At 36.1% G+C, this 12,694-nt stretch carries 12 protein-coding genes; 10 read left to right on the top strand and 2 right to left on the bottom strand.

Going from position 1 to position 12,694, the window contains the following annotated elements:
• The first annotated feature begins 42 nt into the window (after window positions 1–42).
• Window positions 43–1,080, top strand: a complete 1,038-nt coding sequence (locus tag AC3WRL_RS20050) for a TerC/Alx family metal homeostasis membrane protein (RefSeq protein WP_214828659.1) — start codon at window positions 43–45, stop codon at window positions 1,078–1,080.
• Window positions 1,081–1,145: 65 nt separating this feature from the next.
• On the opposite strand, the gene AC3WRL_RS20045 is transcribed toward AC3WRL_RS20050, so the two are convergent.
• On the bottom strand, window positions 1,146–2,141 hold the full coding sequence (locus tag AC3WRL_RS20045; protein WP_261509751.1) for a catalase family protein: 996 nt from the start codon (window positions 2,139–2,141) through the stop codon (window positions 1,146–1,148).
• A gap of 132 nt (window positions 2,142–2,273) precedes the next feature.
• Here AC3WRL_RS20045 and bamJ point away from each other — a divergent pair, with 132 nt between their 5' ends.
• The 5 genes from bamJ to AC3WRL_RS20020 all read left to right on the top strand — a co-directional run bounded on the left by bamJ (window position 2,274) and on the right by AC3WRL_RS20020 (window position 6,227).
• Entirely contained in the window at window positions 2,274–2,708 is a 435-nt protein-coding gene (gene bamJ / locus AC3WRL_RS20040) for a BamJ family beta-barrel-assembly machinery protein (RefSeq protein WP_492331112.1), read from the top strand.
• 186 nt (window positions 2,709–2,894) lie between these two features.
• On the top strand, window positions 2,895–3,845 hold the full coding sequence (locus AC3WRL_RS20035; RefSeq protein ID WP_214828668.1) for a hypothetical protein: 951 nt from the start codon (window positions 2,895–2,897) through the stop codon (window positions 3,843–3,845).
• 67 nt (window positions 3,846–3,912) lie between these two features.
• Window positions 3,913–4,323, top strand: a complete 411-nt coding sequence (locus AC3WRL_RS20030) for an Rrf2 family transcriptional regulator (RefSeq protein ID WP_214828671.1) — start codon at window positions 3,913–3,915, stop codon at window positions 4,321–4,323.
• Between the two features lie 58 nt (window positions 4,324–4,381).
• Window positions 4,382–5,035, top strand: a complete 654-nt coding sequence (locus tag AC3WRL_RS20025; RefSeq protein WP_492331111.1) for an NAD(P)-dependent oxidoreductase — start codon at window positions 4,382–4,384, stop codon at window positions 5,033–5,035.
• A gap of 13 nt (window positions 5,036–5,048) precedes the next feature.
• The gene (locus tag AC3WRL_RS20020; RefSeq protein ID WP_492331110.1) at window positions 5,049–6,227 is read left to right on the top strand and encodes a MoaF-related domain-containing protein; all 1,179 of its coding nucleotides are present in this window, start codon (window positions 5,049–5,051) and stop codon (window positions 6,225–6,227) included.
• Between the two features lie 56 nt (window positions 6,228–6,283).
• On the opposite strand, the gene AC3WRL_RS20015 is transcribed toward AC3WRL_RS20020, so the two are convergent.
• Window positions 6,284–7,324: a M23 family metallopeptidase gene (locus tag AC3WRL_RS20015; protein WP_261509746.1), complete on the bottom strand. Its 1,041-nt coding sequence runs from the start codon at window positions 7,322–7,324 to the stop codon at window positions 6,284–6,286.
• 224 nt (window positions 7,325–7,548) lie between these two features.
• On the opposite strand from AC3WRL_RS20015, the gene AC3WRL_RS20010 reads away from it, so the two are divergent.
• The 4 genes from AC3WRL_RS20010 (at window position 7,549) to mqo (ending at window position 12,645) form a co-directional block, all read left to right on the top strand.
• Window positions 7,549–8,589: an NAD(P)H-dependent glycerol-3-phosphate dehydrogenase gene (locus tag AC3WRL_RS20010; protein ID WP_214828679.1), complete on the top strand. Its 1,041-nt coding sequence runs from the start codon at window positions 7,549–7,551 to the stop codon at window positions 8,587–8,589.
• Window positions 8,590–8,835: 246 nt separating this feature from the next.
• Complete coding sequence (locus AC3WRL_RS20005) at window positions 8,836–9,858, top strand: LLM class flavin-dependent oxidoreductase (protein WP_214828682.1); 1,023 nt, start codon at window positions 8,836–8,838, stop codon at window positions 9,856–9,858.
• Between the two features lie 10 nt (window positions 9,859–9,868).
• The gene (locus AC3WRL_RS20000) at window positions 9,869–10,957 is read left to right on the top strand and encodes an NAD(P)-binding domain-containing protein (RefSeq protein ID WP_492331109.1); all 1,089 of its coding nucleotides are present in this window, start codon (window positions 9,869–9,871) and stop codon (window positions 10,955–10,957) included.
• A 182-nt stretch (window positions 10,958–11,139) separates the two neighbouring features.
• Entirely contained in the window at window positions 11,140–12,645 is a 1,506-nt protein-coding gene (mqo, locus tag AC3WRL_RS19995; protein ID WP_492331108.1) for a malate dehydrogenase (quinone), read from the top strand.
• The last annotated feature ends 49 nt before the right edge of the window (window positions 12,646–12,694 follow it).

Genomic DNA, 12,694 nt, shown 5'->3' with positions numbered 1-12,694 from the left:
TGTACAGCTATTGCTTTTATCGTATAATAACACATAATAAAAGTGGAAAAACATCAAAGTATTTTAGAACTGCATCCAGGTTTGGTGTGGGGATTCGCGATAACAGTTGTTGTCATGTTACTTCTGGATTTAGGAGTTTTCAATAAAAAAAGTCACGAGGTTTCATCTAAAGAAGCTACGATCTGGTCAGTCGTATGGATTTCATTATCCATGATTTTTTCAGGAGTAGTATATTGGGTTTTCAACCAATCCGATGGCCATGCTCTAGCCGTAGAAAAGTTTACACAATATCAGGCAGCATATTGGATTGAAAAAGCTCTTTCTGTAGATAATTTATTTGTATTTATTCTTGTTTTCGGATTCTTTAAAGTTCCAAAATATTTACATCACAAAGTTTTATTCTGGGGGATTATCGGAGCATTACTGTTCAGGGCTATATTTATTTTTGCAGGAGTTGGTCTTATCAACTTAACGTATTTGCCTGAAATGAATATTTTCGGTGAGGCTGTTAAAATTAATATTGTTATGATGCTGTTCGGTTTATTCCTTGTTTATGCAGGTATTAAATCATGGGGTGACGGAGATGACGATGATGATGAAGACTATAGCAATACAGCAGGAGCAAGATTAATTAAAAGCTTTTGGAAAGTTTCAGATAATTATGATGGTGATAAATTCTTCACAATCCAGAATGGAATAAAAATGGCAACGCCCCTTTTAGTGGTGGTAGGAGTTATCGAATTTACCGATGTTCTTTTTGCGGTAGACTCAATCCCTGCGATTTTTGCCATTTCAGATGATCCTTTCATTCTTTATACATCAAATATTTTTGCCATTTTAGGACTAAGATCACTTTATTTCCTATTAGCGAATTTTATTCATATGTTCAGCAAATTGCCATATGGTCTGGCGATTATATTATCCTTTATTGGAGTTAAAATGTTAATTGCACCATGGATCCATATTTCTTCTCCTATTTCATTGGGAATAGTAGGTGGAGTATTGGTGATCTCGGTTCTTTTATCAATCATGTTCCCGGAGAAAAAGGAAGATGAAAAAGAGAAATTAGAAGAAAAATAACGATTAAAGCCTTACTGAAAAGTAAGGCTTTTTTATTTTTATCATAGAAAGGATTTCCACTTAGGTTATCCATGCAACAACTTGTTGATCTTACGCCGGGTTTGCACAGAAACCTTATATGTTTCATCCCGGAGTTTCTGTATTTTACCTACAGGCTGAAAGATGGTTTTGCTTTCAAAAGGATTAAAGGATAATAATTCATTTTCGCAGGTACGCTCTAGTATAGAATTTTTTTCGATTTTAACTTCTCCTACTTTGATTAATGGTGAGTTTTTCCATTCCCGGTTCAACTTATTGATCGGCTGATCCTTTAAATCATAGCAGAGCTGAATGAATACATCCGCAGTATAATCATTGGTTGTAAAATAGCTTTCAATAGCCTCACGGGTGTTCATTTTCCTGCCAAAATTCTTTTCCACGGATTTTGGACTGAGCTGTATTTTCATCACATATTCCCCTAATCGGTAGGCTCCAATAGAATGGTAGTCAAATGACAGGAAGAAATGATTCCGCTGCCCAATCAATCTGACTATATTTTTTAAAAATGAAAAGGTAAATAAAGAAGGTGTTGCTTTTACAATCTGAATAAGGAGTGGGAATAAATTATTCCACTTTTTGATGAAGAAATGGTTGATTGAAGTAAATAGTTTCAGAAATGTACTTACAGAGTTTACCGGAAAAAGAGGAAAATTAACCAATGGATAATTCGCTAATACCTCGCCATTGTCATCTTTTATTTTTACTGAAAAGCCATACGCAGGAATATCTTTTTTAGATTGCTTAATTTTCAAGTGAGCATTGGAAAACCGTATAACCAACTCATATCTTTCTTTATCAAAGAAAGGCTGTAGTTGATCCGGCAGATCACGATTTATTATAAATTCTCCTTTTAAAACGGCATACGTTTTTGCGTGCGCATTTCGTGTGGCATAATTTACATCACTTATGATAGATGACTGTTCAACAAAATCGGAAATACTTTTTTTATTGATTTTAAGGAGTTCTTTTTCATCCTCCGTCAGTTCATTGAATTTCTTATTATATAGTATTGGGATTGGCATTAATTTTTAAATTCAATTATAACACCAAGTTTTGGATTGCATGTTAAGATAATGTTATTTTAGTGTTTTATCTCCTTAACATTAGATTTTCAGTGTTTTTCAGAAAGTTTATCTTTGTAAAAAAATTAAATAATGGGAGTAGCAGATATGTTATTTAAACGCAAAAAAGAATTGGCTGAAAAGAACCTTAATGATGGAAAAGCCTTCATGGAAGAAAATGCCAAAAAAGAAGGTGTGGTAACGTTGCCAAGTGGTCTGCAATATGAGATCATAACAGAGGGAAGCGGGGCTCAGCCAAAAGCAAAAGATACCGTAAAATGTCACTATCATGGAACAACGATCAAAGGTGATGTATTTGACAGTTCAGTGAAAAGAGGAACTCCGGCATCTTTTCCTTTGAATCGTGTGATTTCGGGATGGACAGAAGCTTTACAATTAATGCCTGTAGGAAGTAAATGGAGATTATTCCTTCCGCCTAATTTGGCATATGGTGAAGAGCAGATCAGCAAAGAAATAGGTCCAAACAGTACGCTTATTTTTGAAGTTGAATTATTGGGTATAAAATAGGATAACCTTAAATATGAATTAAAATTTACCTGCATGTCAGGTAAATTTTTTTATTTGTCTTAAATTAGTACTTTAGATTGATCATAAGGCGGAATAATTTTCTGCAAATTCAGCAGTTATCATATTTTATCATGAATAAAATAGGAAGCCTTTTTGCGATTGACTCATTGCATAAAAATATACTGGATGAAAAAACTACTTTACCTTTTTGCTTTTTTTAGTTTACTGACTTCGTGTGTTTCTAAGAAAAATCAAGCGATTAAACAAAACATTCTGACATTAAAAGATAGCTACTGCAAAGCTCCATTTCAATATAATTACAGCAAGAAGCTTCCATCATATAATTCTGATTCTGTTTTGGCTGCAAATAAAGAACTGAAAGGAATGTTTTCCGATCAGAGTATTCTTATTTTAAATGCCTTAGATAATCTGGATGAGGTACATGAAATTATGGAACTGAAAAAAGATACCTCATTGAGTTCCCAGGTTAAAGTTCTACAACTAAAAACGAGAATAAATAGTAAAATAACCATTGCTTTGACAGAATTGGATGCTGTGGCTGCGGAATTCGACTGTGAAGGTGAACGTGTAGCTCAGATCGGAAGCTATGTAGACAATCTTAATGCTTCCAGAAATAACAAATTGATTTTATACTCTATTGTTGCAGGAGCAGCAGCATCAATTGCCGGCGGGATTGTAAAAGATGAAGGATGGAGTAGTGCAATAGATATTAGCGGAGGTGCTTTAGGTGCAGGTTTCGGTTTGGCGACACTTAACCCCAAAGGAAAAAAAGTAGAGTTTATCCATCAGAGAAATCTCCTACGGGATGTCTGGCATGAGAAGCTGGAATCACCCAATTTTCCACCTTTTATCTGGTATATGTATACTGAGAAAAAGTTTTCCAATAAAGAATCGCATTCCATTATTCAGAACATGAAGGAAAGATGGCTGCATTATCAGTTTGATGATAACCAGAACGAGGCTGATACATCAGTTATTTTCAGTGATGGTGGTTTTTATCGTGCTGATGATTTACAAAATCGTGCGGCAATGCTTAATCAGATGCAATCTGCAACCAGAACGATCAATCAGAATATCAATTATTTACTGTTGGATCTCGATAAATTAGTACTTTAAGAAAAATTTAACTGTAATAAATTTTGTTACAGTTAAAAATTTGTTTTATCTTTGTCATGTAATTATAATGAACAATACAAGATTTGCTACGGCAGTACATATTATGACCTTATTGGCGGAAAGTCCACAGGAATGGTTAACTTCTGAATGGATGGCGGGTAGTATTAATATAAATCCTGTAGTTGTTCGTAAAGAATTAGGTGTTTTAAGAGCTGCTGGTTTAGTGACAAGCAGACAAGGAAAAGAAGGTGGAAGCCAATTGGCAAGAAGTGCCGAATCAATTAATATTTCCGAAATTTACTCAGCGGTAAAAAATACCGAAGTTCTTGGAAAGAAAAATCAAAATCCAAATCCGGCGTGTACCGTTGGCAAAGAGATCAATAATCATTTGAATACATTATTCAGTGAAACAGAAAAATTGGTTATTCAGTTTTTGGGCGATAAATCATTACAGGAGTTCTGTGACCAATTCGCATAAAAATTTTTTAACCATAAATGTAACAAAAGTTATTACAGTTTAATTAAAAATAAATATTATGAAAAAAGTAGCAGTAATCGGTGCGACAGGATTTGTAGGTTCACATATTGTGAAAGAATTAGCAAACAGAGGTTATGAAGTTGAAGCAATTGTAAGAGATGCTTCTAAAGTTGAACAGAATGACAATGTAAAAGCAAAAAGTATTGATGTGAATAACATTGATGAACTGGCTCAAGGACTACAGGGAAGTGATGCTGTAATCAGTACCTATAACGCAGGTTGGACAAATCCAAACCTTTATAATGATTTCCTTACAGGTTCTGAGAACATTGAAAAAGCAGTTGAGAAATCAGGTGTTAAAAGATTAATCGTTGTAGGTGGTGCCGGAAGTCTTTACACACCGGATAATGTTCAGATCGTCGATACACCGGATTTCCCGGAAGCGTATAAACCGGGAGCAACGGCAGCAAGGGATTATTTGAATAAGATCAAAGAAAATAACACCCTTGACTGGACTTTCTTTAGCCCAGCGATTGAAATGAATCAGGCAAATGTAGGAGCCAGAACAGGAAAATACAGAACTTCTTTGGAAACTCCGGTTTTTGATGATAATGGAAGAAGTATTCTCTCAGTAGAAGATGTTGCTGTCGCTTTAGTAGATGAATTAGAGCAAAATAATCATATTCGTGAACGTTTTACAGCGGCTTATTAATTAAAAATACATAATGATGTTAAAAAAGAAATTATTATCACTATTCATTTTGTTAGGTTTTACAGGCTCAATGTTAGCGGGCAATCTTAAGATCAAAGTATATAATCCTGGAACGAAGGCTATTTTCCCAATCACTTCAACAATTATTTATGGAGATAAAGATGCCATATTGATAGATGCTCAATTTCAGAAACAATATGCTGAGCAATTGGTTAAGGAAATAAAAGCAACAGGAAAAAACCTTAAAATTGTTTTCATTTCACATAGCGATCCCGACTTTTACTTTGGATTGGATGTTATTAAAAAAGCCTTTCCGAATGTAAAGATCATTTCAACAGCTCAGACTGCTTATCTGATTTCAGCATCGAAGGATGATAAACTGACAGTCTGGAATCCTCAATTGAAAGGAGATGCTCCATCAGAGGTTTTCGTGCCAGAAGCTGTGACTTCAATTCCCGATTTAGAAGGGAATAAGATAGAGATCAAACAAAATCCTGATGATCCTGCCCATAGCTTTATTTGGATCCCTTCAATAAAAACAATAGTGGGCGGAATTTCAGTTTCAGTAGATTCTCATATCTGGATGGCTGATACACAAAACAAAGAAGCTATTGATAAATGGATCGGACAAATTGACGCTATGAAGGCTTTACAACCACAGCAAGTTGTTCCATCACATTTTGCAAAATTAAATTTAGCTTCTCAGTCACTGGATTTTGTTAAAGGATATTTGGAGAATTATAAGAAAGCGGTTAATGAGAATAAAACACCAGATACGATCGTAAAATTTATGGTGACTCAATATCCTGATCTTCCGGGAAAAGATGAACTGGAAATGGGAGTGAAGGTATTTTTAGGCGAAATGAACTGGGATTTAAGATCTCCTTATCCAGCCATAGGACGAAAAGTTGAAGTTGATTTCAGTACTGGAAAGTTTGTTCTGGATTATAAAGATAATAAGACCATGTCTTTTACAGGTATGAATGGTGCTTTTAAAGGAGCTGCAGATACTATTCAATACACTGTTACCGAAGTGGCAAGCAATGTATTTATGGTATATTGGCATGAGCCTAAAACAGGAGATAACGTAACTCACGTTCAGGATTATAATAAAAATGTAGTCTACACTAATATTGCATTAAAAGATGGATCATTCAATCATTTTAAAGGAAAGCTTACTATTCTGAAATAAATTCAAATTGATATAAAATAAAAAATAACGGCTGTCAGATGACAGCCGTTATTTTTTTATAAATTCATAAACAATTTCGGATTTACCGGCGTATTGTTTTTGTGTACTTCATAATGAAGGTGAGGCCCTGTAGAACGTCCAGAGTTTCCGGATTTGGCAATCACCTGACCCACTTTTACCTTATCATTTACTTTAGCGATCAATTCGGATAAATGTCCATATAAGGTTGCTAAACCATTTCCATGAGAAACGATCACGCAGTTTCCATAACCTCCTTTTTGTCCTGAAAAAATAATTGTTCCAGCAGCGGAAGCCCTAACATCAGATCCATATGCAACGGCAATATCGAGTCCTTTATGAAACTGCATCTGGTCAGCTTCAGCTGGTGGGTTATTTCTTTCCATAGGAGCTGTTTTAGATGAGGAGGAGGAAGAGGTTGTTGCAACAGATTTTGTAGAACTGGTTGCTGAAGGAGCAGGAGCACTACTGGTTGTTTTTGGAGTAACCATTACTTTTACTTCTCTTTTATTTCCGTAGCTGTCTGTAAGTTCAATGATTTTTTCAACAGGTTCTGCCTTTACTTCCGGTTTTGGTGCAGCGGCAACAGTTGGTTTAGAATTGGATGCCATGCTTGTTTTTACCGATGCATATACGGTTTTAAAAGGGATAGGATTTTTTCTGATTCCAAAATTGGATGAAATATAACCATCTGTAGGCATTCCTAACGGAACCTGCATTAGTTTTTTTTGTAAATCCATTAAATATTGGCTGTATCGGTTGGCTTGTTTAGCCAGATAGACAGAATTTGAAATACTGTCTTTACTTAAGAACATCAGCTTTTCACTTGGAACATCCTTTGATTTTAGAAATGAATTAAGCTGTGCAACGGTTTGATCTACTAAAGTGAGATCAGTTTTCATTTTTAAGTAATCTACACTATCTTTTTCAGTGTTTATTTTTACAAGGTTCACTTCATATTTTTTATCATCCCTTTCGGAAGATAGTTTAGCTATAAAAATGCCTTGAGCAAAAACTACTAGTAAAAGTCCACCTAAGAGGATATTTACGTTCTTTTTACTGTTTAGAAATTTCTTCATATTTCTTTCACTTAGTATTAAAACGGTATTAAGAGTGCAAATTTAATTAAAAATTGGTTTTGTGAATTATTTTTAATTAAAATTTACTTATTTCAATATTTAACGGCGATTTACCTATTTAATTGTATGAAAGTGTTAATTTTTTCAGAAAATTGGGTTTTATCATGCCTGCGAAAGAGATCCTAATTTTTTGTTTTAATATATTTGCAGTTCACATTTCAATTATGGCGAAAAAGAAAACAATTTCAGAATCTTCAAATCCGAAAAAGAATAATAATGAGGTCTCGGTAGGGGTTGTTGGGAGTGGAAGTTTTGCAACTGCGATCGTAAAAATGCTTGTTGAAAACTGTAAAATAGTACATTGGTGTGTACGAAGTGAGTTTGTAAAAGGAGCTATTGAGCTTCGTGGACATAATCCTACCTATTTAACGGCAGTTAATTTCAATCTTAAAAATTTAAAACTGACCACAGATATCAATGAATTGGTTTCTGCATGCGACGTTGTCGTATTAGCAACACCTTCCATTTATCTTTCAGATACACTGGAAAAAATGACCTGTGAGTATAAAGATAAAATTTTCGTTTCTGCGATTAAAGGGATCATTCCTAAAGTGAATGATGTGGTAGCACATTATCTGAGAGATGAGTTTCAGATCGGTTTTAGAAATCAGGCAGTTATTGCGGGACCCTGTCATGCTGAGGAAGTGGCAATGGAAAGACTTTCTTATCTTACAGTTGCCACAGTAGAAGAGGAGGTATCTGAAAAGCTCTTGGGCATTTTCAATTCAGATTTTATTAAAATGCATTCCAGCAAAGATATCTTAGGAAATGAATACAGTGCGATCCTTAAAAATATTTTTGCCATCGGAGCTGGTATTGCAAGTGGATTGGGTTATGGAGATAATTTTACTGCTGTGTTTGTATCAAATGCGATCCGTGAAATGGAAATATTCCTGGAAGCCATCTATGAAGCACCTAGAGATGTAAATGAAAGTGCTTACTTAGGTGATTTACTGGTAACAGCATATTCATTATTCTCAAGAAACAGAAGTTTAGGAAACCTGATCGGAAAAGGATATACCGTAAAATCTGCGATTCAATCAATGAATATGGTTGCAGAAGGATATTACGCAGCTGATTCTATTTATAAAACAGCAAAACAAAAAAAGCTTAAGCTGCCAATCGTAGACACAATCTATGGGATTTTGTATGAAGGGAAAAATGCTGAAAAGCAATTTAAAAAGCTGACTGCAAAATTGAACTAAAACAACTTGAAAGTTATAAACCAACAAAAAACATCAGCAAATTTGCTGATGTTTTTTGTTGGATATTTAGTTAAAATACAACTTTGTTGATCTTTAGTTCAGACATTCAAACAATTTCTGTCTTCATCACATGAAAACATTGTCTGCTTTATATTTGATACTTATTTGCAATGAGCAACAAGTAGCTTCACTTCGAACTTACCATATGATAATATTCCAAGAGATTACATTTCGTAAATTAGGTAAATGAAAAAGATAGGATTTTTATCGTTTGGACATTGGGGAAACCATCCTTCATATGACAACAAAACAGCAGGTGATACTCTGTTACAATCCATAGATTTGGCGGTGGCTGCAGAAGAAATAGGAATTGACGGCGCGTACTTTCGGGTGCATCATTTCGCTAATCAGTTAGCTTCGCCGTTTCCTTTGTTGGCGGCTATTGGTGCTAAAACTAAAAAAATTGAAATCGGAACAGGCGTCATTGATATGCGTTATGAAAACCCGTTTTATATGGTAGAAAATGCTGGCGCTGCAGATTTGATTTCCGAAGGTCGGTTACAATTAGGAATTAGTAGAGGTTCACCTGAGCAGGTTATTGATGGTTGGCGATATTTCGGATATGATTTGGAAGAAGGTCAAACTGATACAGATATGGGACGTCTTAAGGGTTTGGAGTTTTTCGATTTGTTAAAAGGAGAAGGTTTCGCGCGGCCCAACCCTAATCCGATGTTTCCTAATCCACCCGGATTATTGCGGATAGAACCCCATTCTGAAGGATTACGTGACCGTATTTGGTGGGGGTCTGCTTCAGATGCTACTGCAGTCTGGGCAGGGGAAGTTGGTATGAATTTGCAAAGTTCCACCTTAAAATTTGATGAAAGTGGAAAACCTTTTCATATTCAGCAAGCCGAACAGATTCGTTTATATAAAGAAGCTTATAAAAAAGCTGGACATACAAGGGAACCAAGAGTTTCTGTGAGCCGATCCATTTTCGCCATAGTCAATGATCAGGACAGATACTATTTTGGACAGGAAGCAGATAGAACTGATAAAATAGGTGTTTTAGAAGGAAGTCAACGTGCTATTTTCGGAAGAAGTTATGCTGCTGAACCAGAACAGCTAATTCAAGAATTGGCACAGGATGAAGCTATTCAGGAGGCAGATACTTTGTTGTTGACAATTCCCAATACATTGGGTGTTGATTACAATGTACATGTACTTGAATCCATTTTGAAATATGTTGCTCCTGAACTGGGCTGGCGTTAAAAAAGGGAAAATGGCAGGAAAAATTTGGTATAAAACAAAAATTGCAATTATTGGAGCTGGGCAAGCCGGACTTTCTACCGCATATCATCTCAAAAAAATGGGATTGGAAATCGGTCAGGATTTTATTATTTTAGATGCTGCTCCTTTTGCCGGTGGTGCCTGGCAATCCCGATGGGATTCATTGACCTTGAGTACAGTAAATCGCATTCATGATTTGCCGGGAATGTCTTTCGAAGAAACTATTCAGGGAGATGAAACTGAAGTCCGAGCCAATATTGCCGTACCACATTATTATGATTTGTACGAGAAAAAATTCGGAATACAGGTCTATCGACCGGTGAAAGTTGAGAAAGTGAGCTTGAATGGAGAAAGGTTCTACATTGATACATCGTCTGTTGCATTTTCTGCATTAGGTATCATCAATGCTACAGGAACTTGGGAAAATCCTTATATTCCGGAATATCCGGGTGCTGAGCTTTTTAAGGGTGAACAACTGCATACCCGAAACTTTAAAAATGCCGAATATTTCAAAGGAAAACATGTAATCATTGTTGGTGGCGGTATTTCTGCGATTCAATTGCTTGATCAGATTTCAAGAATAACCACTACTACTTGGGTTACACGAAGACCTCCGGAATTCCGGGAAGGACCGTTTGATGATATGGCAGGGAGTTTGGCGGTTGCGATGGTTGACAAACGAGTGAGAAATGGATTATTACCAATGTCGGTTGTTTCGGTAACAGGATTGCCTGTTACTGATGAAATTAAAGATATGGAAAAAAGAGGTGTTCTTAAACGATTTCCAATGTTTAGTGAAATCACTGAAGAAGGCGTTAAATGGGAAGATGGAAGGCAAGAAAAAGCTGATGTTATTCTTTGGAATACGGGTTTCCGATCGTCACTGTCACATTTGGATGCTATTTTACCTAAGGAAGAGGGCGGTGGTGTCATCATGTCTGGAAGATTGGCAACCGAAGTTGCAAAAGAACCGAGGATTCATTTGGTAGGCTATGGACCCTCTGCATCCACTATTGGAGCAAACAGAGCTGGAAGTGCTGCAGCAAGAGAATTGGCTACAACTCTGGGGATTATAAAATGATTTACATCTACATATGAAATATCACTTTAATGGTTAAAGCTAATTGATTTAGATTGATACTTTCGATTGCATTTTCTTGTCAAATCTGAAACTTTTTTCAATCTAAAAATTAACATGTTAAAATCGTTAAACACGTTCCTGTTGTTAAAACTTTTCCCGAAATTAGTATTAAATTTAATGTTATGTCACATTTGCTTACAAGCAGAACACCGAAACCAAAATATGATGTTGTACTCATAGGTGGTGGTATCATGAGTGCCACTTTAGCTACATTACTCCACGAATTTGATCCCAATCTTGAGATCGCAATTTTCGAAAGGTTAGGCAGGTTTGCCAAGGAAAGTACCGCAGCCTGGAATAATGCAGGAACCGGACATTCAGCTTTTTGCGAATTGAATTATACCCCAGAAAAAGAAGACGGGACCATTGATATCTCGAAAGCGGAAAGTATCGCGGAACAGTTTGAGATCTCAAAACAGTTTTGGTCATACCTGCTTCAGAAAGGCTACATCCAGGAACCTAAAGATTTTATCAATTCCTGCCCACACATGAGCTTGGTATTTGGTGATAAAGACGCTGAATACCTGAGAAAACGTCACGATGCAATGATCGGTTCTGTTTTATTTTCCGAAATGAAGTTTTCGACAGATCATGAAAAACTGAAAGAATGGATTCCTTTGGTAATGAGCAAAAGGAATGCTTCTGAAGTAATGGCAGCAACAAAAATGGATTTAGGAACCGATGTGAATTTTGGAAGCCTTACCAGAAAAATGGGAAGACATTTATTGGAAGATTCTAATGTTGAGGTATTCTTATACCATGAAGTAAAAGATATCGATCCTAGAGAAAATGGAGAATGGGAAATGAAAGTGAAAGACAGGATCCACAGTCATAAACAGGAAGTGGTAGCAGATTTTGTTTTTATCGGAGCAGGTGGCTACGCACTTCCATTACTGGATAGTTCGGATATTAAAGAAAGCGCAGGTTATGGAGGTTTTCCAGTTTCAGGAGAATGGTTGGTCACTCATAATCCGGAGTTGGTAGAAAAACATCAGGCTAAAGTATATACCCAAGCTACTGTAGATGCACCACCGATGTCTGTTCCACACCTGGATCTAAGAATCATTGATGGAAAGAAGGCACTTCTTTTCGGACCTTTTGCAGGTTTCTCAACTAAGTTTTTAAAAGAGGGCAGTTATCTTGACCTTCCTGAAAGCGTCAATACTAAAAATATCAGATCTCTATTCGGAGCATGGTGGCATAATATTCCTTTAACTAAATATCTTATTCAGCAGGTTGCCATGACCAAAGCTCAGAGGATGCAGCATTTAAGAGAATTTGTAAAAGATGCAAATGAAGCAGATTGGGAATTAAAAATAGCAGGACAAAGAGTTCAGGTGATTAAAAAAGATGAAAAAGAAGGTGGGAAATTGGAATTCGGAACCGAAGTGGTAGTGAATGAAAGTGGAACGATTGCCTCTCTATTAGGCGCCTCACCGGGAGCCTCCACAGCAGCATATGCAATGCTCAGCGTTCTTGAAAAATGTTTTGGAGAAAAACTTCATGGAGAATGGAAAGATAAATTGTTGGAGATGATTCCTTCCTATGGACAAAAGCTGGCAGGCAATCCAGAACTTACAGAGAAAGTGAGAAATTATACGAAGGAGAAGCTGGAGCTGGAGTATTAGTTTAGATAAAAGATATTGATGATAAAAATCTTGTCTTTGTCTTTAGAAT

This window comes from Chryseobacterium sp. FW101-FHT12H09 (assembly GCF_058790395.1).
This window is presented reverse-complemented; position numbering and strand designations above follow the sequence as displayed.

Bases quoted from the DNA above. Each gene is read 5' to 3' on its own strand.
- AC3WRL_RS20045 (WP_261509751.1), bottom strand. From the start codon at position 2,141: ATGCCAATCCCAATACTATATAATAAGAAATTCAATGAACTGACGGAG.
- bamJ (WP_492331112.1), top strand. From the start codon at position 2,274: ATGGGAGTAGCAGATATGTTATTTAAACGCAAAAAAGAATTGGCTGAA.
- AC3WRL_RS20035 (WP_214828668.1), top strand. From the start codon at position 2,895: ATGAAAAAACTACTTTACCTTTTTGCTTTTTTTAGTTTACTGACTTCG.
- AC3WRL_RS20030 (WP_214828671.1), top strand. From the start codon at position 3,913: ATGAACAATACAAGATTTGCTACGGCAGTACATATTATGACCTTATTG.
- AC3WRL_RS20025 (WP_492331111.1), top strand. From the start codon at position 4,382: ATGAAAAAAGTAGCAGTAATCGGTGCGACAGGATTTGTAGGTTCACAT.
- AC3WRL_RS20020 (WP_492331110.1), top strand. From the start codon at position 5,049: ATGATGTTAAAAAAGAAATTATTATCACTATTCATTTTGTTAGGTTTT.
- AC3WRL_RS20015 (WP_261509746.1), bottom strand. From the start codon at position 7,324: ATGAAGAAATTTCTAAACAGTAAAAAGAACGTAAATATCCTCTTAGGT.
- AC3WRL_RS20010 (WP_214828679.1), top strand. From the start codon at position 7,549: ATGGCGAAAAAGAAAACAATTTCAGAATCTTCAAATCCGAAAAAGAAT.
- AC3WRL_RS20005 (WP_214828682.1), top strand. From the start codon at position 8,836: ATGAAAAAGATAGGATTTTTATCGTTTGGACATTGGGGAAACCATCCT.
- AC3WRL_RS20000 (WP_492331109.1), top strand. From the start codon at position 9,869: ATGGCAGGAAAAATTTGGTATAAAACAAAAATTGCAATTATTGGAGCT.
- mqo (WP_492331108.1), top strand. From the start codon at position 11,140: ATGTCACATTTGCTTACAAGCAGAACACCGAAACCAAAATATGATGTT.